The 21,069-nt window shown below is 46.9% G+C and carries 28 protein-coding genes; all 28 read right to left on the minus strand.

Annotated elements, in window-relative coordinates; all coding sequences use genetic code 11:
* Positions 1-1,134, minus strand: a 1,134-nt coding sequence (locus HP548_RS02905) for a prophage endopeptidase tail family protein (RefSeq protein WP_246317889.1), incomplete at its 3' end; no start/stop codon positions are given.
* A gap of 10 nt (positions 1,135-1,144) precedes the next feature.
* Entirely contained in the window at positions 1,145-1,666 is a 522-nt protein-coding gene (locus HP548_RS02910) for a phage distal tail protein (protein WP_175380845.1), read from the minus strand.
* 56 nt (positions 1,667-1,722) lie between these two features.
* Complete coding sequence (locus tag HP548_RS33655; RefSeq protein ID WP_281364792.1) at positions 1,723-1,854, minus strand: hypothetical protein; 132 nt, start codon at positions 1,852-1,854, stop codon at positions 1,723-1,725.
* Positions 1,855-1,909: 55 nt separating this feature from the next.
* Entirely contained in the window at positions 1,910-2,245 is a 336-nt protein-coding gene (locus HP548_RS02915) for a hypothetical protein (protein ID WP_175380846.1), read from the minus strand.
* Positions 2,246-2,250: 5 nt separating this feature from the next.
* Positions 2,251-4,074, minus strand: a complete 1,824-nt coding sequence (locus HP548_RS02920; RefSeq protein ID WP_175380847.1) for a tail fiber protein — start codon at positions 4,072-4,074, stop codon at positions 2,251-2,253.
* A gap of 13 nt (positions 4,075-4,087) precedes the next feature.
* Positions 4,088-4,528 carry a phage tail fiber protein gene (locus tag HP548_RS02925; protein ID WP_175380848.1) on the minus strand — a complete coding sequence of 147 codons (441 nt, stop codon included), beginning with the start codon at positions 4,526-4,528 and terminating at the stop codon, positions 4,088-4,090.
* Positions 4,529-4,532: 4 nt separating this feature from the next.
* Entirely contained in the window at positions 4,533-5,093 is a 561-nt protein-coding gene (locus HP548_RS02930) for a distal tail protein Dit (RefSeq protein ID WP_175380849.1), read from the minus strand.
* Positions 5,094-5,097: 4 nt separating this feature from the next.
* Positions 5,098-9,450 (minus strand): phage tail tape measure protein, encoded by a 4,353-nt coding sequence (locus HP548_RS02935; protein WP_175380850.1) that lies wholly within the window; start codon positions 9,448-9,450, stop codon positions 5,098-5,100.
* Positions 9,443-9,715 carry a hypothetical protein gene (locus HP548_RS02940; protein ID WP_175380851.1) on the minus strand — a complete coding sequence of 91 codons (273 nt, stop codon included), beginning with the start codon at positions 9,713-9,715 and terminating at the stop codon, positions 9,443-9,445. The genes HP548_RS02935 and HP548_RS02940 overlap by 8 nt, the downstream gene beginning before the upstream one ends.
* A 32-nt stretch (positions 9,716-9,747) precedes the next feature.
* Entirely contained in the window at positions 9,748-10,149 is a 402-nt protein-coding gene (locus HP548_RS02945; protein ID WP_099857578.1) for a hypothetical protein, read from the minus strand.
* Between the two features lie 56 nt (positions 10,150-10,205).
* Positions 10,206-10,739, minus strand: a complete 534-nt coding sequence (locus tag HP548_RS02950) for a hypothetical protein (protein WP_175380852.1) — start codon at positions 10,737-10,739, stop codon at positions 10,206-10,208.
* Positions 10,739-10,924: a hypothetical protein gene (locus HP548_RS02955; RefSeq protein ID WP_175380853.1), complete on the minus strand. Its 186-nt coding sequence runs from the start codon at positions 10,922-10,924 to the stop codon at positions 10,739-10,741. Before HP548_RS02955 ends, HP548_RS02950 begins: the two co-directional genes overlap by 1 nt.
* Complete coding sequence (locus tag HP548_RS02960; RefSeq protein ID WP_175380854.1) at positions 10,921-11,298, minus strand: minor capsid protein; 378 nt, start codon at positions 11,296-11,298, stop codon at positions 10,921-10,923. The genes HP548_RS02955 and HP548_RS02960 overlap by 4 nt, the downstream gene beginning before the upstream one ends.
* Complete coding sequence (locus HP548_RS02965; protein ID WP_175380855.1) at positions 11,298-11,702, minus strand: HK97 gp10 family phage protein; 405 nt, start codon at positions 11,700-11,702, stop codon at positions 11,298-11,300. Before HP548_RS02965 ends, HP548_RS02960 begins: the two co-directional genes overlap by 1 nt.
* Positions 11,699-12,010 (minus strand): hypothetical protein, encoded by a 312-nt coding sequence (locus HP548_RS02970; protein WP_175380856.1) that lies wholly within the window; start codon positions 12,008-12,010, stop codon positions 11,699-11,701. The genes HP548_RS02965 and HP548_RS02970 overlap by 4 nt, the downstream gene beginning before the upstream one ends.
* Positions 12,010-12,573, minus strand: coding sequence for a phage gp6-like head-tail connector protein (locus HP548_RS02975; RefSeq protein WP_175380857.1), 564 nt, complete (start codon positions 12,571-12,573; stop codon positions 12,010-12,012). The genes HP548_RS02970 and HP548_RS02975 overlap by 1 nt, the downstream gene beginning before the upstream one ends.
* A 2-nt stretch (positions 12,574-12,575) precedes the next feature.
* Entirely contained in the window at positions 12,576-12,854 is a 279-nt protein-coding gene (locus HP548_RS02980) for a hypothetical protein (RefSeq protein WP_175380858.1), read from the minus strand.
* A gap of 43 nt (positions 12,855-12,897) precedes the next feature.
* On the minus strand, positions 12,898-14,100 hold the full coding sequence (locus HP548_RS02985) for a phage major capsid protein (protein WP_343054760.1): 1,203 nt from the start codon (positions 14,098-14,100) through the stop codon (positions 12,898-12,900).
* Between the two features lie 36 nt (positions 14,101-14,136).
* The gene (locus tag HP548_RS02990) at positions 14,137-14,745 is read right to left on the minus strand and encodes an HK97 family phage prohead protease (RefSeq protein WP_246317891.1); all 609 of its coding nucleotides are present in this window, start codon (positions 14,743-14,745) and stop codon (positions 14,137-14,139) included.
* Complete coding sequence (locus HP548_RS02995) at positions 14,699-15,997, minus strand: phage portal protein (RefSeq protein ID WP_175380860.1); 1,299 nt, start codon at positions 15,995-15,997, stop codon at positions 14,699-14,701. The genes HP548_RS02990 and HP548_RS02995 overlap by 47 nt, the downstream gene beginning before the upstream one ends.
* A gap of 3 nt (positions 15,998-16,000) precedes the next feature.
* Positions 16,001-16,198, minus strand: a complete 198-nt coding sequence (locus tag HP548_RS03000; protein WP_099857556.1) for a hypothetical protein — start codon at positions 16,196-16,198, stop codon at positions 16,001-16,003.
* Positions 16,195-17,928 carry a terminase large subunit gene (locus HP548_RS03005; protein WP_343054758.1) on the minus strand — a complete coding sequence of 578 codons (1,734 nt, stop codon included), beginning with the start codon at positions 17,926-17,928 and terminating at the stop codon, positions 16,195-16,197. Before HP548_RS03005 ends, HP548_RS03000 begins: the two co-directional genes overlap by 4 nt.
* The gene (locus tag HP548_RS03010; protein WP_175380862.1) at positions 17,928-18,461 is read right to left on the minus strand and encodes a phage terminase small subunit P27 family; all 534 of its coding nucleotides are present in this window, start codon (positions 18,459-18,461) and stop codon (positions 17,928-17,930) included. Before HP548_RS03010 ends, HP548_RS03005 begins: the two co-directional genes overlap by 1 nt.
* A 261-nt stretch (positions 18,462-18,722) precedes the next feature.
* Complete coding sequence (locus tag HP548_RS03015) at positions 18,723-19,013, minus strand: hypothetical protein (RefSeq protein WP_175380863.1); 291 nt, start codon at positions 19,011-19,013, stop codon at positions 18,723-18,725.
* 5 nt (positions 19,014-19,018) lie between these two features.
* Positions 19,019-19,402 (minus strand): HNH endonuclease, encoded by a 384-nt coding sequence (locus HP548_RS03020; protein ID WP_175380864.1) that lies wholly within the window; start codon positions 19,400-19,402, stop codon positions 19,019-19,021.
* Positions 19,392-19,691, minus strand: a complete 300-nt coding sequence (locus tag HP548_RS03025) for a hypothetical protein (RefSeq protein WP_175380865.1) — start codon at positions 19,689-19,691, stop codon at positions 19,392-19,394. Before HP548_RS03025 ends, HP548_RS03020 begins: the two co-directional genes overlap by 11 nt.
* A 132-nt stretch (positions 19,692-19,823) precedes the next feature.
* Positions 19,824-20,366: a tyrosine-type recombinase/integrase gene (locus HP548_RS03030; protein ID WP_175380866.1), complete on the minus strand. Its 543-nt coding sequence runs from the start codon at positions 20,364-20,366 to the stop codon at positions 19,824-19,826.
* 61 nt (positions 20,367-20,427) lie between these two features.
* Positions 20,428-20,700 (minus strand): hypothetical protein, encoded by a 273-nt coding sequence (locus HP548_RS03035; RefSeq protein WP_175380867.1) that lies wholly within the window; start codon positions 20,698-20,700, stop codon positions 20,428-20,430.
* Positions 20,701-21,069: the final 369 nt, after the last annotated feature.

The raw sequence follows: 21,069 nt of genomic DNA on the forward strand, positions 1-21,069 counted from the left end.
CAAGTCATTCATGATCCGTTTGGATCGTTCCAGGTCGGCAATGATGTCGTCATAATCCTGAACCTTGAAGTTGGCCAGAACTACCTGAGTATGCTTGTCCATCGAAAATGGATACTCCGTCATTTCCATGACCCGCATTTCAATATTGGGCATTTCCATTTCAGGGTCATAGGCGTATACGATATCGCCCATATCAGGCGGTGACTCGATCCGGTCTATCTTATGGATGTCCGCAGCGTTAATGGATATTTCGATTTCCGGAATCTCTTTCTTGCGTAATTCCTCCCTGGTAGCCTTTAGTAACTTCTCGGGATCTTCGATATCCTGATCGATCATTTCCCCATCATAGAAAACGTTGGTTGTGTTCTGCCAGTACTGGGCATAAGGCGATACCAGATAGTTCACGGCCAACTTTCCGTTTTGGATTGCCCCTGGAACACCTTGCAGCAGGCTTAATTCCTCTGCTGTCAGATAGGTTGTGGACATTCCAATAAACGTCCGGCCATCTTTCATCTGGCTGTACATCCGAGTAACCAGGTTTGAGCCCTCGTCTTTGAATTGATCCTGAATGATATCTTTTCCTATCCGGTACTGCTTGCCCTCATCCTTTCCCACCTTCTTGCGTAAATGGATCGTAAAGTTATCTGCCCATACCTCTGCGCCATAGGACTTTACAATGTGGTTGAAGGCTTCCAGCGCCGTAGTACGACCCCAATCCTTTATATCTTGAAGCTCGAATATGTCATCCACCTTGAAGGTGTATTTGTTGTTCATGATTGGTGAGAGACGGGCAATCATTTGGCTGATATGGACCCCGTATGCCTCTTCAAGATATTGATCGTATGGAACCTTGAATTCATTCATCTTGAACATGACATGCGTTGCTACGATACGTGCAGTCAGCTTCTTGCCATCCCGCACCCGTTCCCGCGTCTGGATCACATAATACTGGCCGTTCTCGTCCATCACATGGCCCTTGATCTTGATTTTCTCTCTGTAATCATCCGATGTCATGGGAACGAAAAAAGACAGCTCATAATCTGAATTGAGCCGCCTGCGCCGTTCTACATCATATGCATGGGTTAAGTAACCTTCTGGTTTTAAATTCTTGTCCAGTACCTTCAGATATTTCATGGACATCCTCCTAATACAAGAACCGGTCCCGATGTGTGATTCTCAGCAACACCTGGCGGTTTGTTTCTGGATCTGTATATGTGATTCGGTTTTCGCCTACATTCAGGTTGAAGAAATCGCCTTCCATGAGGCCAGCCGCATTAATTCCGTTTTGAGTAATCCGGTATGTCTTCGCGTCAATTTCGATCTTGTCGCCTGGTTTAAACGGTCCTGTGAATTCAAGGAATTCCACATGGTACCGACTCCCTTTGGCAACTGCACCGAAACCAACATTCATAATCGCCCGTTTGGTAATCTCACGGACAAAATCCGCCTTAGCTCCGGCAGCTACATCCATAACAGCCGCAAATGAGATTTCACGTACAAAATCCCCGGCCGCTCCCGCATTGACATCCATAACCGCCAAACCCGTCATTTCCATCGTTGCAGCAGCTACAGCAGATCCTGATATGTCAGCAACTGCCCGGCCAAAGACGAATACGGATATTTGGCGGTTAAAGGCCATGTGGTTAAAAGCCCCTCTGTTAAACATGGCCTTCACCCCTTTTTGGACAAAATAAAAACACGCACCTTTATTGGGCGTGCTGGTTAGATGATATTTCCGTTTTGGTCCATTTCTGCCGCTTCCAACACTTCAGCTACTTTCTCGCGGCTGCCTGCTGGTACTTGCTCCAGTTTGATCAATCCTTTATGAATCATCATTACATATACAGCTAACATGGTATCACCTCCTCTCATGAGTGCTACAACCCAACGGATCAGCAGCCTTGCGAGCTTAACCCTCATTAGGCAATACACTTAGTACCAGCATATGCAATTCCATGAGGGCCAGTTGGTTTGCGTTGCTTTCTTCCGCCAGTTGCTTGTTTTGTGCCTCGGATGCTGCAAGCCTTTGCTCCAGTTCAACGTAATCTGCCGGACGACTTGCTTTGTCCACCTTATCCTTGAGCGCCTGATCCAATACCAGGGCGCCATCCTGCAAACGGTAGTAGCCTGCATTAATTCCAGCAGGCAAGTGTGTTGCATCCAACTCGACCTCAGTGTATCCATCATACGGATAGGTGATGGCATCACGGATAACATTGCCGTCCAACTGAAAATAAAATTTCATTGTTGCTACCTCCATATCGTAATAATGTCTTTTTTGTCTCCAGCAGATCCGCTTTCCAGTGCGTACCCTACTTCTGAAAGGTATCCGCGCAAATCTAATAACTCGTTATTGCTTTTAAACACATTGTCGTAATTTATACTATAGATTGTCACCAGATTTGAACCCAAAGCGACGAAATTAGAATCAGCGCTAAACCCTATTGTTCTACCAGCTACAGTATGCGCCGATGGAAAGATAGGGTTTTGGATGTAAACATCTCCTCTGCGTCTAAATTGGATAAAGAAAGGAGATGAGCCACATGCCACTATCAGATTTTGATTTTTTAAATCGTAAGCCAATCTATTGACCGCAGACGTGATTGAGTGCTGTTGATCTGGTAGTTTAGTGAAGGTGTCTCCGTCTCGTTTGTAAAGCATTAGATATGGAGCGCCATTTAATCCCACCCATAAATGCTGTCCATCTGGACTGAATGCAAGCGCAGTTATCGCTGAAGGAACTAAAACTGCTGTATTTGGTAATTTTGTGAATGTATCTCCATCTCGTTTGTAGATCGTAAGAAAGGGGCCATCGGCATTGACCCCCACAACTAGATAATTACTATCCGGACTCCACGCGACTGATAAAACAGGCCATGGTGGTAAAACTGCTGGATTAGGTAATTTTGTGAATGTGTCTCCATCTCGTTTATAGATCGTCACATAAGGACTATTAGTGTGACCAACAGCCAGGTATAGGCCATTTGGACTGAAAGAAATATCTTGTGGGGTGCCTGTTGGAGCCACCGACGGATTTGGCAATTTAGTAAACGTTTCGCCTTCAATTTTATAAATATCCAGGTATGGAGATGAAGCAATAGCAAGAACTAAATGTTTACCGTCCGGACTCCAAGTTGCAGCATTGACGCTTCCTCTTGGTAAACTTGATGGATTAGGCAATTTAGTAAAACTCTTTCCCGAAACCCTATATATTGAGATATAGGGCGATGACGTACTTGGTGCAACAAAATATTTACTGTCAGGACTCCAAGACAATCCCCTGAACTGTCCTGTTGTCGTTGGTGGATCGACGATAGTAGTGTCATTGGTAAATGCGGTCAACGTATACACCGGATCATTAACCGCGATTGTCTCCGCGTAAGTCCGCGTCACCTGTTGCTGGCCGCTAATCACCGTCGCCGTTTCAATTGTATCGATCCCGTCCGCAAGCTGCTGGAATGAATGCGGGGAAGTCCCTGCTACCGTTCCCCCTTTGACGATGACGGCGGTTTTGACAAGTGCTTTCCCCTCATCGACATGTGTAAAAACCTCGTTGAGCGCATCAACCAGGTTATCCTTGTCCGTTGTCTGTAGTTCGGTCAGATTTCCTATCTTGGCATCCGCCTGCTTTCGGACGGAGTTCAGTGCTTTAGGTGTTACGGCTTCTCCCTCACTGTCCGATCCGGTAGCGCTGGAGAGTTGCACAATCCCTTTCCGGGTTAAGGATGCATCCTCTGGAGCCGGGATGTTATTCAATCGTACGTCAAGGTCTGTAATGTTCTTCTTGAATGTGTTGTGATCATACGCCGTGAAGTATCTGGCAAGCTTTGTCCCTGCCGCCCACGATTTAGCCGCACCCTCAAACCCGCGAGTTACGCCTGTAATCTCGTTTCCGGTCTTTCCTGTATATTTTATTGTCTCGGCCGATTCGTCCGTCCCAAGCGTCAGTTGGTTAGGCGCAGGAGGTAATACCGAACCGTCAAGCACCGTGAAACTAGTCTGAGTATCGTCAATGTCTGTCGCCAGCTCCGTCTGCCTACTGTTGACGGCTGCCGGATACATTGTTTCAAGCATCGTTCATACCTCCTTAGTTCAACCGGATCTCTACTTGGTTCGTCAAGAATTTGAAAATGTCATTATTTAAAATGCTCCGTGGTGTTTCGAGCGTCCCGAAATAATAAAGGTTCCCACCTGTAACAGCATCCCGGAGCCCAAAGTGTGTTACTGTACCCCAATTGGCTGTCGCTACCGTAAAAGCTACATCTGCGGCAGATTTGATGGCCATCTTTTGTATGTTATTCATCAATGCCCCTGTGATCGGGTTAAACTCTTGAACTGTAATTTGAGCCGGTTCGGCAAAGGTTATCATTTGCCTGCCGTAACCTCCACCGGATACCTCTTGTCCCGTATCATTCCAGGTTGGATCGGATGTATAAAGAGCAACATAGAGCTTGTCCGGAAATGTGAACTTCTCTCCCCTTGCTGAAACATTGAGCTGCTTGGTTGCTAGATATTTACTGATATTCATTGGTTCACCCCTCTAATAAATATTCATTCTGAATCTTGAACTTTTGAATCGTTGTGGAGCCTGTATTGGTCAGTACCATCTTTGGAGGCGTAGGAATATCGCCTGAGGATGGTATGTTAATCACCTCAGACCCCTGGGTGATCGTCGTTTCAAAAACAAATTCTGTGCTGGACTCCGGGAACGGATCGTACATTTTAAATGGGAAATTCACCTGATGGTTAACCGATGACTGATCGTAGTCAACTGAACCCCGGTATTGAGCCATGTATCTCTTTTTAGGAATGTCTGAAAAGATTAACTCCAGATCCCCGCGTTTTGCATGGAAGATGTTCGCCAGCCGGTTCACAATTCCGTGATACTCCGATCGATCGCCCATAATGTAAAAACTCAGTTCCAACGGCCGTGTGGCATACGTTGTTCCGAAATCCAGTTCGCCATCTCTCCCAGCGAGCTTGACTATATTTTCCTCGGCTTCAGGTAAGGTGGGCAATGTTCGCCCCACCAGTACCGCGCCTAATTCTGATATCCATTGCCCATTCACCTTTACGTCAATGTCATAACTCAACTCATCACCCCTTCATTCCAAGGCGCTGTAAACTTCGTGCCAATCGCTCTTTACCGTTGTTGTACATATCCATGTCCGCCTTGTCTTCCAGCACGACTGTATCCGTAGACAAGTCAATATGATTTGTTACCTGAGTAGCAGGAGCCTGAGCCTGTTCGGGTTTTAAATTGAGCTTAGGCACTTCCAGTAAACGGAACAGGTTATTCAGTTGATGACGATTGAAAATAGCTTCCTCACCGTGAACCACCGCTTCCATCGGCGCGCCAGGAGGACCCGGAACCACACCGCCAACATCGAAGCTGCTTATCTTGCCTGTATCTTTATCAATCCCGTACTGATCCCGAATGGCTTGGTTTCGCTGTGACAAGCGTTGCATCTCATCCTTGTTCCCTGCCGCTTTGGCTGCATTGTAGGCATCCTTGTTGGCGTTGTACTCTTGCAAATCAAGCGCCTGCTGGGATGTTCCGCTGAGACTGGAGGCTGTTTTCATTTTGGATTGGTATTGACTCAAGAACGTGTCCAGATCGCTAAGAATTTGTTTATTAGCTTCCTGATTTGCTCCGACTCGGAAATCCTGTACTGCACTCTCAATAAGCTTGACGTTATCCCCGTAATCCTCGAAAGCTTGGGCTAATGCATCATAGCGGGCCTCGGTCGCTGTTTTCTCGTCCTCGAAAGCCTGTTCCTGTTCTGATTTCTCGTCCTGAAGCTTGTCCTTCTGATCTTCCAAATCCCGCTTGCGCAATTCACGAGAACGTTCCAATCTCATTCGCTCGATCTCGGCAATTAAATCATCACGTTCTTGAATTCCCTCAGGACTAACTGCCGACTCAAGCAGATCCACCCGAGCTTGTTTCTTAGCCAACTCCGTTTCCCAATCTTCGTCGCTGTTGGCTTCCTGCTCTTTCTTAATTAGATCGTCAATGGCTTTAATCTTTTCATTCTGAGCATCCACAAACGCCTTTTTGCGCTCGTCAATAGCCGCTAGTTCGGCCTTTTTGGCATCGTTAACAGCGGTCTTTTGCTTTTTAAGCAGTGTTTCTGTATCTTTTTGGGTTTGTTGAAGCAACGCCTTTCGGGCTTGGTACACCTGTTCGTCGGCTTGCTTGTATAACTCTGAATCCTTTTTGTACCTATCCCGGACACGCGTCCATGCATCCAGTTTCATCTGCAAGATTTCTTGCTCTGTTTTACCGGAATCCTCCATACGCCGTTCTTCTTTAGTAATCCATTCCGATGATGCTTGGTATTGCTTTTTCTGTTCCGCCTCAAGCTGCCGCGTCAATTCCTTTTTGGATTGATATACCTGTTCGTCAGCCTTCTTGTATTCGTCGGAATCTTTCTTGTACCGATCCCGAACCCGAGTCCAGGCGTTGAGCTTGGCCGTAGCCATTTCCACTTCGGATTTCCCGGCCTCTTCCATTCGGCGTTGATCCTTATCGATCCATTCCGATGAAAAGTCATATCTGGCTTTGACGCTATCTTCTTGCAGCCGTTTGATTTGCAGATTCATGGTGCGTTGATCGTCAACCGTTTCCTTCAGGTGCTGCTTATGTTTCGCAGCTACCTTGTTGTACGCCTTGATTTGTTCCTCAGCAGACCAATCATACATATCTGCCTGGTACCGGACCGTGGCAATGTCAGCATCATAGGCTTTCTTTCGAGCTTCTGCAGCAAGTTCCGCAGCAGATTTGCCCGACTTTTCCTTTTTGGCTTTAGCTGCCTTAGCTGCTTTGGTCTTCTTCTCTTTTTCCGGTTTGGACAAATCAATCCCGCCGCCTGAAACGGGCTTAAACGCCTCGCCTGAAGTCAGTGAATCTTTCGCCCGTTGAACCTCCAGCAGATTTTGAGCGGCAATATTCTGCTTGTCGTATAGCGCAGTAAGTTGCTTATCCACGCCGCCATTCGCGAAGTTTTCAAACGTCTTATTTACACTGACCCCACCGACTGCGGTAACGTTCTTCGCCATCATTGGATTAGCAGATCCGCTTACTGCGCTCATGGCTTTCGCCAAAGCTTCAAAGTTTTTTATCTGAGCTTCAACGGATGCTTTATTGGCTTTCGCCATCGCTTCTAAGTGCGTCAGATAGGCATTAGCCGCTTTGGCTGACATGTCGATGAAACTACGTTCAGCACTGATATGATCGTCAATGATGCCGATATTCTTGATCGTGATCCGGCCGGATTCATCCTGGAGTGCGTTCAGGTCTGGATACTGTTTCCTCAGCTGATCGGTGACATTAATCAGTTCCTGCTTTTGGGATGCATCCAGATTTTGAGCCGAGGCCAATTCTTTATATCGCGCAGATAGCTTTGCCATCGCTTCGACCTTTTGGTTTTTTGCCGCCAAGTCGGTTATTTCAGCCTCTCTCATCTTTAACAGCGCCGGAACAGACTCTTCAATGGCATCGTTCATTTGTTCCAGTTTGATTTGTGCCTGCTCTACACCGTCATAGCCCATGCCTCGAAGCTTTTCATCCATCTCAGCTAACTGATCATTGATTTCAAACATTTCGTTCAGTAGCTGCGGCGTGCCTAACTGATCAGCTTGCAACGCCTCGATTTCATTCAAGCGTTCTTGAAGTGCCGCCCGTTCCTCTAAAACTGAATTGAGCTGTTCGGTTCTTTCCTGCAAATCCTGGACATCCTGAACCGTTCGATTCAGCGGAGACTTGCCAAGCGCTTGGTTCACTTCTTCCTGAGCTTGAGCAAATTGTTCTGCTGAGGCTGTCGCATCGTCAGCTTTCCCTTTGAAATAAGCAAACCCAGCAGCAATACCGCCGATAATCGCAGATATAGCAAGCAATGGTGGGAACGATGCCTGCAATGCAATTAATGCTGTGCGCAATGCATACACGGCCAGAGTGATACCAGTCACCGCAGCCGTAACTGCGACAAAGGTAATGATTGCGTTTTGCGTTCCTGCATCCAAACTTGTGAATGACAAGATCAATCCAGCAATCATGTCCGTGATGGTACGTACCGTAGGCGCGAATTTGTCGCCAATAGCGATGGCCGCAGCCTCCATGGCTGACTTGAATTCCTCAATGGAACCTTTCAGTGTATCCATTTGAGTGCTTGCCAGTTTATCCGCTGCCCCAGCTGAGTTTTCCAGCTCACTTGTGAACGATTCTAACTGCGATTGACCTGTGCTAATCAACGTCAAAAAGCCCGAGGCGGCTTCGGTTCCAGCGATGGACGCAGCTACTTGGGCTTGTTGTGATTGATTCAATTTTTTAAACGCCTGTTCGAACTGGCCGATAATATTGGCGAATGGTAGGATGTTCCCGGCCGCATCTTTGGTCGTCACACCGAGCTTGTCCATATAGAACTGAGCTTCTTTGGTTGGTGAAGCTAACCGCAGGAGCATGGCCCTGAGCTGTGTACCCGCCATCTCGCCCTGAATACCTGCATTGGATAGTTCACCAACCGATGCCGCAGCCTCTTCGATTGACATACCGAGTGACGCGGCGATAGGTGCCACATATTTCATGGCGTATCCTAGTTGCTCAATGTTTGTATTACTGGATGTCATAGCCTTAGCCAGCACGTCCACAACGCCCGTAGTTTGATCCGCAGACAAACGGAATCCGGTTAGGATGTTGGAAGCAATGTCGGCCGTGCGGGCAATCTCCATCTGTCCCGCAGCCGCAAGCGACAGCACGCCCGGCATGGCTTCCATGATTTCCTTGGTTTTGAAACCCGCCATAGCCAGAAAGGATTGTGCTTCAGCTGCTTGCGTTGAACTGAACACAGTGGTTGCGCCCAAATCAATAGCCTGTTGCCGCAGCTTTTCAAACTCTTGCCCGGTTGCTCCGCTGATCGCCTTGACCTTAGCCATGGCCTGCTCAAATTGAGCCGATATGTCTACCGCTTTGGCTAGTGCCGCTGCAACTGCCGCAGCATAAGCGGCATAGGCTACCCCGGCCGTGCCAATCTCTTTGCTTAGATTGCTTGCAGACTTGGCGTTTTCATCAAACTCGGCTTTCATCCGGGTGAGCTTACCACTTGTTGAATCTAAAGCTGTGCCCTGTTCCTGAATCTGCACTTTCACTTTGCTGATCTGTGAACTGCTTGCCCCGATTGCACGTAGCTGAGATTCGACGTTCTTCAGCTGCTTTTCAAACAACTCCGGCTTAGATGCCAGCATTTCGGTTTTGATCTTTCGAATTTCTTTGGAATCCACACCTACGTCACGCAAAGACTTTGAAACGGTCTTGAAATCCTGGTTGAATTTTTTGGATTCATCCGTCATTTTCTTCATGTCCTGCTTGGCTTCTTCAATGCCCTTCTTAAATCCATCCGCATCTAACCCAAGCTTGGCCTCTATGCCACCAATGTTTTCATTCTCAGCCATCCTTCCTCCCTTCTAGCCTAGCGCGTAAGGACCGGAGCCCAACGGCGTCAAACTCTTCTTTTTGCTGCTGCTTTTCGTCCTGCAACGGCCAGCCGAGCATTTCCACTAATCCTTTAAAACTGTCCTCGGTCATATTCGGACCCATTGCAATGTGAAGCTGTGCCAATCGTTCCTCCGCAATCTTCTGTGTTTGCCGGAACAGCAACATAGGCAAATCCGTAATGTAGTAATCATTACGCAGCACCTGTGGCGTAACCCCGAGCAATAGCGAAGCTTCAAGAACCCAATTGTGTAACGTTAGTTCGGATTCTTCGCGGCTTGCAGCCTTCCCAGCACGGACTGGATTGCGGCGCGGTACTTTTTTGCAGCTTCGTCCAGGTTGTTGCGTTCGATGGTTGATTTCAGAAAGTCGTGCAGTTGGATCAGATCCGCTTCTTTTACTTCATCTTCCGTCACATCTGCCAAGACAGAAACGAGTGTGACCACCTCTTCAGATGCCATTAACACGCCTACCACGGCACTAGGCCAGAACATTTCTGTATCTCGGGCGGCAATAATATTTGCCACGGTCTGTGGTAGGATCTCAATTTTCTCCATCAAAGACATCCATTTGCCTACACTCAGGCGCGGTATATCAACTCGCTTTTCGCCAAAACACACATGATCAACAGACTGGCTTGATTTTTTAAATGGGAACATGGGTCCTCCTTAATGACAAAAGCGGAGCCAATGGCCCCGCCTCGTCTTATGTGGTATTAGGCTACGTCTGGATCACCAAATTCGATCAGATCGCCATTTTCATTCGGAAAACCTTTGAATGTGATATTGGTGATCAATTCATTGTCATAATCGAATGTGTAGTTCAGATTCGCACGCGGAGCTGCAAATGGGAGCGTCACGTAATCGTTCGGCGTGGTCCCTTCTGCCAATGGAATCAATGTCATTTGCTTTGCGAAACCCAAAAGGTCGATAACCTTCGTGGCATTAACAACCACCTTTTTCTTTGTCGGGTCCGTCGTGTCCACTACCAATCTGGAACCCGGTAGTACGGTCAACAGTTTTTCTTGATCATATTCCCCGAAAGGAACCGCAACTGCGGCTGTTCTACCCGTAATGATCTCTTTAAGCGGCGTTGTTCCGGTTTGGTCCATGGTCACTTCCCGGGAAGTTTCTTCATACGTCAAAACAACGCCGCCTTTGGTTGTGCCAAACTCGATTTTGTCAGCTCCGGTACCGAAAACAACTTTGCATGGACCAAGCTTAATATTTTGTGCGTTTACTCCTGCCATTAGGATTGACCCTCTTTCGCGTTAGATTTTGTCTCTTTGACTTCTTTGCCGTATCCTGCCTTAATCATCTTTTCAGCCGCTTCATTCGTCAGCTCAACAACATCCCCAGTCGTCTTGTAATCCGGGTTATCCTTCGTACCCGCATTGACTTGAATATACGGCTTTGTCAGTTCAACCTTCTTCATTCCATCACCACCAATGTAAAATTTAGAGAATATAAAAGCCGATCGTTTTCGTCCCTGCCCACATAGAGCGGATTCGATTGATCGGCTGTGCATTCTCGTATTAAGCTATCTCCTGCGTAAAACTCTCGGCGTTGATGCATGTGGTCGTACAGTTCATAGGCATGTTGTTCAATTCGAACCGCCTCTTTTTCCGGACCGCGTACCAGTATCTGCATGGATGGCTGTTTGCGTGGCGACCAATCGGACGGAGGATATCCACCAGTCAGCCGCACCCACGCCGCAGCATCCGGCGCGCCAGATGGGAATTCATTGGCGTAATACCTGAAAGGCTTCTCCGCTTGCAGCATGTCCGCGAGTTGCTTAGGCTTGAGCATTACAAATGCAACTCCTTTTTCACTTCATCAGCAATGGTCTTTATGAACCGCCTGGATTTTGCCTTTAACGGACGTTCCAAGAATTTCGGGCCGGTTCCTGGTGTAGTCGGATCAAAATCAGCGACTTCATGAAGAAACAGGGCATAGTTGAACGGATAACCGGATTTCATAGGCCGTACGGCCGAGTAGGACACGGTAGCCGTAATCCTTAATCCGGTTTTGGTTTCTACCTCAACCCGCCGCGATTGCCGCAGCTTCCCTTTTTTCTTTGGCGCCAGTTTGTCCGCTTCTTCTCCCAATTCCTCAGCCGCCTTGTCCACACCGCGTTGAGCAGCCGCAACAGCGCGTTCACTTAATAAATCCAGTTGCTTCAGAAAAGCCCCAGCGCTAATTTCCATACTCATAGATGCACCACCGTCATCATGAATTGGCCTTCCAGGTTACGCGGCACCTTGTAGGAAATGATTTTCTTGGTCTTCTCGGTACCGCTCGGCTCCGTGAAGGTCACTTCATCACCGTACCCCACCGGGACTATTCCAGGCATACGAATATGGACAGAACTGGTTACCTCCTGCCCGTTCTCGCCTATAACACGTTGCGTGGCGAATGTAACCCTCGCCCGGAACACTTCCGGTTGATCTCCTACCGAATTGCCCGCCCACGGGTCACTGTCGTCCGCCTGACGCATGATTTTGACAACATCCCGGTACATCATCCCAACCTCCAGACATGACGGTCACACAGCGCCTGAATAGCTGGAGGTAGGTCTGTCTCCCGCTCCGCCTTATCAAACGTTGCCGTGTATTCACCGTCAATTCGTTCTGACAATTTGCCCCATTGCCCTGTATGCATCATCTTGGCAAGCATCAGACAGGCCATTTCCAGCGTGTTTGGTAGTGTGGACGGGTTAGAGTCTGGATCATCACTCGGAAGATCGTAGCCGCCAACGTAGGAGGCGAGAAGCCTATATTCACCTCTAGGCCAACCCTCAGACCTGAACAATATCCCGTCATCCAATTCCGTGTAACCCACCACCGGGCCATGTGGACCTGTTATTTCTGTGATTTCATGGATCGGGAAATTCCGCAGGGACAGATATTTGGAATCCGTGCCGCTGCGGCGCTCTGTGTATGTGTCTTTTGCAAACTTCCGTTTACAGTGACCCTCAATGGCATCAGACGCAGCAGCCAGGGCAAATGTTAATTCGTCATCCTGGCTGGTATCTGTGTCAGGAATGTAGAGCATCTTTTTTAGCCTACTGACGGTCGCCAGCATGACTATTCCTTATCCGCCTTGCCATCGGTTTTGGTCTCAGTGTCTGTTAGATCAGGCTTATCATCAACCAATTCGCCTTCATCGCCTGCCTTAACAGGATCTGATTGTTTTGCTTCATCCGTTTCCGGGTCAGCGAGATATCCGAATTCCCTGAGATAATCGGCACGGTCTTGGTCATCCGTCTCATAAACGGACCCAACCGGGTATTTTCTCGTGGTTTCTTTATCTCGAAACACCTCAATAACGGGATATTTCTGTGTTTTTGCTGCTGCTTTTGCCATTGTTTTTACCTCCCTAAAAAGATGAAAAGGCGGTTATCCCGCCTTAAACGATTGCCGAAACATCGAGTTCGCCATATACTGCCGCTTCTGCATCCCAAGTTTTAATGTCCTGACGCATGATGGTACGCAAATCGGTGCTATCTCGTTTGAATGCATCTCCACCTTCTTTGGTGCTGGCCAACTCATAAAACTTGCGATTGAATAGGACGGTTGATTGCTTTGTATCGCCGATGATGAATGGAGCGGTACCGTTTACGGTGTCAGTTTTAAGAATCCGGTTCGATACAACCGTGACTTGCTTACCCTTGAAGATTTTTTTACCTGGTTCAGTGATATCATCCACCAATAAATACCGACCGTTAGCATCCTTCTGTTCGTCCATCCAAGCAAATCCGTGTTGGTTCGTAATGATCCGGCTTCGCTCACTAATGGAAGGATCAAGTGTAATGTTGAGCACTCGTTTGATCGCATCCAAGTTTGCCAATGGTTTTTTTGTCAGAGTCGCCAACTGACCGAGCACCAAGAAGTTTCTTGTCGCAACAGCTTTTCTGCCGATCCAGTCAATAACATAGTTCAGAATGTTTTGGTCGCTATCCTGTAACAGATCGTTCGTAATGGGCAAGATTCCACCGCGTTTTTTTACTGCATACAGTAGACTAATGAAATTCGGTGCTTCTGTTTCTGAAATTGGTCCGAATTCACCAATCTCTGGATAAGGAACAAATTCAGCATCCTTTTCAATAACTCGTGAACCAGATAACGTTGTTACATTTTCAACAGTGACAAACTGTGCCAGGTCAATAAATTGACGCATAAACTGGTTAATTGATGTTTGGATATCCTGCGGAACAATAAGGGAAGCGTCACCACTCGTTTGCCCTGTTACACCGCCCTCATGAAGCGCAGCGCGTTTCTCATATGCGGTAATGATGCTACGTTCTTCCGAAGACACGTTCTGACGGCGGATGCCTTTCATGAACACTGAACGATATTCCTTTTCAAGTTCAGCGTCATCTCTTTGTTCGCCACCGCCATTCAACTGTTGCTCGCCATCATTCCCAAGTCCGCGCACCTCTTCTTCTTCCAGCCCTCGCAGCACATCGGCCTTGTCCTGCATTTTCCGAACTTCTACCATTTCGTTTTTCGCTTCTGTCGTTTTGTCTTCAGAAACCATAGTGCGAATTTCTTGTTTCTTTTGTTCAATCGCATCTAAAAGAGCGCGTAGTTCTTTTCTCAAATGGATCACCTCATGAATTATTTGGTCAAACAAAAAAACTGGCCTTTAAATCAGGTCCAGTTCCATCAGGATATTTTCTTTTTCAGCATTCAAGCCTGCGCGAGCTTCTTCAGCCTTGAAGTCTTCCAGGGATCGAGCCGTTACTTCATTGCTTGGATATGCCGGGAAAGCAACTGGGCTAATTTCAAAAAGATCCGCATTCAGGATGCTACGCTTATAAACTTTCGTTCCGTCATCTCGCTTTTCGCTGGACCATTTATCCTTGGTTACTTTCATCCCAAATGACATTCCGTCCACATCTCCACGCTGAATTAATGCCCATGCGTCATTTCCGACTGTTGTATCAGGTATGTCCAGTTCGAATCGTAATTCAGCAGTACCATCTTCCAGCCTCAATGTCCCGGATTTTGTATTCCCGAGTACTTGGGAAGTGTCATGACTCCAGAGACCCACCACTCCACGAGTTTTAATGCTTTCAGCAAATGCACCCGAAGCGATTTGTTCAACAAACGTATCGTTGTACCAGTCTCGCATTTCATTAGAATCCGTATCGTACTTAATTGCCCCGGTAATCGTTCTTTTCCCGTTTTCTTCATCAGCTCTGATTTCAAGAGCCACCGGAAGCGCCCTTGTTTCCTTTGTCAGCTTTTGCATCGTCTTTTCCAGTTCCTTCACCCCCTTTCTTGGCATATTGAACACCGGCATTTTCAAGTGGAATAACATTACCGTTTGCATACAGCCTGTTTCCGCCTGGCATCGGAGGTAGGTTCTCTTTTGCCCTCGCTTCATCAGGAGACATGATGCTGCCCTTAACGGCTTTATCCAAAGCATCCATCCGCGTTTTGAAATCAGCACGCAGCACAGCGTCCACATTGAACCGTACAAAATACCCGTCATCGATTTCCCGATCCAAAAACAATTTCCGGGTGATCTCCTGTTCATACGTGGTCAAGATCGGTAACATGGTATCCGTGTAGAATTGCTGTTGTTGTTGCTCGTTATTGCTGTGCGTAGCCCGATCCAAGTCGTTCAATTGATGCATCTTAATCCCAAAAGCGGCAGCCAGCTGACGTATGGTTAATTCTGTATTCTCAAGAAACTGTGCATCTGTCATGCTCATGCTGATCGGCGTAAATTGATACCCGAACGGTAACAGTGACACCCGATGACTATTTTTCAGACCGGATGACATGGATTCAAATTGTTCTCGGAAAACTTTTTTTGCTGGTTCGTCTAAACTGCCCGTGTATTGAATTAACCCCTTGGTCTGAAGGCCGTTTTTGTAAAAGTTATTAATGAATTTCCCGGCTGAGGCCGCGTTTTCCACTGTTCCTTTCAGGTACTCCATTGTCGGCACCCCAACAAGCCCATCCAGGGTAACGTTTCCTAAGAAGTGCAGCATTTCATGGGCTGGGATCTTCCTCAATTCTCCGCCCGCATTAACCTGGTACCACAACTTGGTTTGAGTGTTCAGTAAACCAATATCGTCAACAATCACCGTCACCTTTTCACGATCCAGGGGCCACAAAGCAATAACCTTTCCTGTTCGTTTATCGAACTCAATATTGGCATAGGCATTTCCAAATGCTCGGGAAGCTTCTAGAGCCTTGAAAAAGTTAATGGACGACATTAACGGGTTAGGTTGCAACTTAAGGAGCGGATACAGGTAATGTTTCGTGCCTTTTGTAATGTCATTTTCATCCGATTGGTATATTTTTAGCGGCAGTTTTGCCACGGTTTCGGATAAGATTTTGATGCATGTGTAGACTGTTTCAATCTTCATAGCGCCTTTTCCGCGCACGTTCACCCCGGTTGGGTCAATGCCAAGCATCTCCAGAAACTTTCGGTCATTCAATCCAACTTCTGTCGGCACGCTACGTTGTTCAAGCACTTTCCTAAAGAACATTTATCAATCACCCCCTGTCCGGCGTGGTGGTAATCTCGCCATAAAGGCCACCAGGACACCAGCCACTAGACAAAAACCGCCTGTGCAGTAGAGCCCCGCCGTAACGCTAATTCGATAGGTTGCCAGATTGATAAGCAGAACACCCAGCAACACCAAATAATCCTCCGCGAAGTCGCGCAGGAACGTCACGATCCTATTCAATTTCCATCACCCCACAGTTGTTTCAACATATCTTCATTTGCGAACTCAGAGACATCCATTTTCGGTTCGGCAAAGATCGCCCTTACATGCGCATCGATCGTAGCCGCAACCGGGTCAATCCGATTTGTTGATTTCGCTTTGTCCAACAGGACGTTTTCTTTTTGATCCACCTTTAAAACTGCATTACTCATTGCCCAGGTCAAAAGCTGATCCTTCTCATGAACAATTTTCTTCTGAAGGACTAATTCTCTGAATCCTTTGATTGGCTCAGACAATGTTTGTATCCCTTGCCGGATCTCTACAATTTCATAACCACGCTCAGACATCTGAATAGCAAACTGTGTGGCTTGGTATGGGTCATAACACACTTCCTTAATCGCGCAGGCCCATTCCTCAGACGCTTTGACGATCCAATTTTCAATATACGTCTGATCTACAACGGGTCCAGGGATCACTTCGAGCCATCCTTTTTCGATCCAAAGATCATAAGGGACTTTATCAGTTTTTTTCTTACGTTCCAGCGTGTCGCCAGGAATGAAAGAACGTTGCCTAACAAGAAATCGCCCATCTGGAAGCTGGAATTCAAAGACTGCGGATGAAAGGTCTGTTTTCATTGACATATCCACACCAACATATGCTTCTAAACCTTTAGCATCAACAGTTTCATTTGTTCCACAAGCAGCCCATGCATCCATTCGCATGTATTTTTTCTCGCCGCCATTGACCCAAATATTCATGTTTTTGGTCAAGAAGTCGTTCATTTTCTCTGGAGCATTTAAAGCGTTTTTCAACCTTTTCCGAATACTCGCCCTGCCCACTTCATGGGATGCTGCTATAGGGTTGGCTTTTTCCCATACATTTTCATCTGCGATGTCATCAATCACATTTCCGTCTTCGTCTTTGTCCAGCTCATTAACCATCGCAAAATAGTCATCGTTCTCCGTGCCCTCATCGTTCGGGTCCAGCAGACGAGAAACCATTTCGTATTCGATCCGGTAACATGGACTGTTCAAGTTCTCTCCGGCTGTTGTGATGATCATCATCAATGGCTGAGTACGTGAGATCATCCCTGAGTCAATAACGTCATACATTTCGGTGGTTTCATGGGCATGATATTCATCCACGATACCGCATTGTGGGTTGTAACCATCACCCTTTTTGCCGTCCTCTTTACTGAGTGGCTTCATGATAGATTCACTCTTAGGATGACGAATGACCCCATAAGTGGTTTTGAACTTGGTTCGTAGCTCTGGACACCGCTCAATCATGACCTTGGTTTCGTTCCAAACAATCTTGGCCTGATCTTTCTTTGTAGCAGCGCAATAAACCTCAGCCATTCCTTCGCCCATAGCCGCTGTTTCGTAGGAAGCTACAACGCCCAGGGATTGGGATTTGGCATTTTTACGTCCGACCTGCCAATATGCGTATCTGAAACGGCGATACCCTGTGTCCACATGAACCCATCCGTAAATGTTTCCGAATATAAAATACTGGATATCGTGAGGAACAATCCTTTGCCCTTGAAGCGGCCCTTTTGTATGCCGGAAGAGGTTCATCCACTCGAAGAATCGCATGGCCTTGTCTTCATCGAAAACGTAAGGGAAATCAGGTGTGTTCTCCCGACCAATGTCCTTTATGAATCGCATACACGCCCATATGTGCTTCTGACACGCTACGACATGCCCGTCAATTACATCTCGGGAATAGTCGATCAAATATTGCTTGATCACTACACATCCCCGAACCTTTCATCAAACTCAGTTGGCTCTTTTTCCTCTTTCTTCGGCACAACCAGTTTGCACCTGGAAGAAATGGTGAGTCCCAAGTCGCTTGCAGCTTGACGGCACTGCTTAAAAAACTTGTCCTGATTAAGCGTAAGGTCTGCGTACACGCTGCTGAATATCTCTACCGTTTTTGTACCCGGAATCAACTCTCCATCCACACTGTCGTCTTCAGTCTGTTCATATTGGACAATTGGACTTCGATTCAGCAATTCATTTGTCACCTGAAGATAGAGCTTACGAGAAATCAGATAACGGCATAGGGCATCCACATCCAAGTTGGACATGATCCCGATCGCTATTAGCTCGTCCGAAATCTTTTTAAAATCCCGGCGCAAATCTTTTGGCAAATATGATGGAGCTCGTATTTTATCGGATGGTGCTTTTATCTCGGCGGCCTTCCGTTCCTCAATTTCTTGCTTGGTCAGATTTTTCTGTCCCTTGTATACCAATAGATCAATCGGTTGACGCGGCCTCGCCATGACACCCCCTCCCTTCACGTTTTCTGGAAGCTCAATCCAGCAACAACCCTGATTCCGAAATTTCATTTAGGGAATTTTTTTTACGCGTGACGCCCCAGCCGGTTTTTCACCCCGCTGTACGAAATTTTTATAGGGCCCCTGCCCTCTTTAATCTTCGTCCAGTCATTCACCTTCATTTTTGTTAAAGGGCTTAAAAGGCCTTTTCCGTCCGTCTGATGATGTGTGCCTGTGCAACAAAAAAAACCATTCATTTGAATGACTTCAGTTGAGCAATTTCTTTATCTCGAACCTCAATTCGGCTACTCGCGTCACAAACCTATCAGTCAACGGATCGCCGCGCAGCTTGGATGTGAACTCGTTCCATAGTTGGAACGCATATGTAGCCGCAAGATTTTCCTTCTTCTTTCCCTTGTCATTCTTGATCTGATCCATGTATTCCCTAAGCGGGCGATTGATCTTCACCGAGAACAACATCCATTCATCATAATTAAGTTGCTTCTGTTGCTTTGCATACTCATCTTCCAATTCAACCATGTATTGCCGTAGATCCATTGTCCTCACCTCGTATCTAATGATCTCACATCATTACCAAAACCGCCATCCTGTGTAACTGTCTTGATGTCATGGCATCTCTTGCATAGAGCTTGCCAGTTGCTTGAATCCCAGAACAGAGAGTCATCGCCCTTATGAGGGATAATGTGGTCCACTACTGTTGCGGGTGTTCCTTGACCCTCTGACTCGCACTCCACACAGATAGAATGCTTACGCAGGTATCCTTCTCTGGCTTTGCGCCATTGGCCGTTGTATCCACGCTGTGTTGATGTACCACGTCTCCGGTCTATCTCTCTTGCTCGCTCTCGCTTATGCGCGGGACAGTATGCCTCACTCGATAACTCAGGACATCCCGGATGGTTGCATGGGCGTTTGAGTTTAATCGGCATCGTCGGGATGACTCAACATCGATTGATCTGTCATGACTATTCCTGGATTGTATCCGTCGGGCTGCTTTCCTACTCTGGTTGCCATCGGAACCGCAGTCTTCAATGCGTTCTCATACAACTGCTCTGCAAGAATTTCAGGCATTCCACACTTTACTGCATCTTTTACCGTTCGTGCCATACTCACTGACAACACACTAAACCATGGACTCAAACCAATCACAGTTCCCTCATCCCTTAAGCTGCTTCGCTGTGGCGGATTCGTAATCCTTGCACTGGGTTTATCAAACACTGTCATTCCTCCTAATGAGTTATTCATATCTATATATTTTGCATAACTGGCATGGCCTGAAATTTCTTAGTTATATCAAGGGTTTATCCTGTTTTCTGAAAATGAGTTATACACTCGCTATATATGAATAACTCAGAGTCCAAAGCGGTTCATTGCCGCGTCCATTCGATCCTGATCCATGCCGATGTAGCCCATGGTAATTGAATCCGATGAATGGTTGAACATCTTCCGCAACAAGGTAACATCCTTGGTTCGTTGGTACATGTGGTAGCCGAATGTCTTCCGCATGGTGTGGCAACCGATATCCTTTAAACCGAAATGAGCCGCAGCCTTTCGCATGATCTTGTAAGCCATGTCCCGCTTGATCGGTCTGTTCTTTCCTTCCCGAGACGGGAACAGGTAGTCATCATCGCTCATGTCTGCTGTGTACTGTTTCAATTCACGTTTAAGTGTGGGATTGATCTGCAACCACTTCTTTTTACCCGTCTTCATTTCGGTCATGATTATGTGGTCTCCCATGACATCACGCTTCCGAAGCTTCAACATATCCTGTATCCGGTACCCGGTATTGATTCCGAAAACGAACATCATTCGATTACGTTCACAATCAGCCTGGAAGAACTCTTTTATTTCTTCGATCATGGCCGGGTCACGGATCGGTTGAACAGTGTTCACCAGCCATCACCTCCTGACAAATAAAAAAAAGCACCCGCATGGGCACTTTAATGTTGAATCATTATTTAATATAACCGTATCCGCCATTGATGAAGTTAAGATCATCAGATTCTTGAGCATACACCATAAGAATAGGTACATCGTTTTTAAACGTATCAAATTCTTTGTGAATGATTTTCCCTGCTCTTGGCGGAAGGTTTTTATCCGAATCGCCGAAACGTAATGAATCAGCTGCCAATAAAGCATCAAGCTCACCACTGTCGCAGTTAAGATCCAATAAATACTCTGATCTCTGCTCGCCTGATTTGTCAAAAAGCATAGCAATAACTCTCATTTTTTCCACCTCCTTTTTTCTTATATATCGGACAATGCGATAATTAAGTTAATAAGAGAGGGGAAAGAAAAGAGCCATCCGGTAACCCTCCGAATGACTCCAAAAGAATATCAAGAAAATTTTATCCGGCCTTGTTGGGACTCGAACCCACCGTTTCCTGAAAGGCCATAAAATAATCCGTATTTATATAACCGCCCGGATGGAGCGGCTTGGGGTGATCTTACCCACCTTCCCCGCATCACACCGCCCTTCGCCAGTTATGAAGCTTGACTGGGTCACCTAGCATGATCGAGTCCGGGTGGAATAACGGTACACCCAGGCACACCGGAAGGAAGCAATTCCCTTCTTATGTGCCTAGTGTATAACTGA

Origin of the sequence: Paenibacillus taichungensis (assembly GCF_013359905.1) — a bacterium.
In the GTDB taxonomy this organism is placed as follows: Bacteria; Bacillota; Bacilli; order Paenibacillales; family Paenibacillaceae; genus Paenibacillus; species Paenibacillus taichungensis.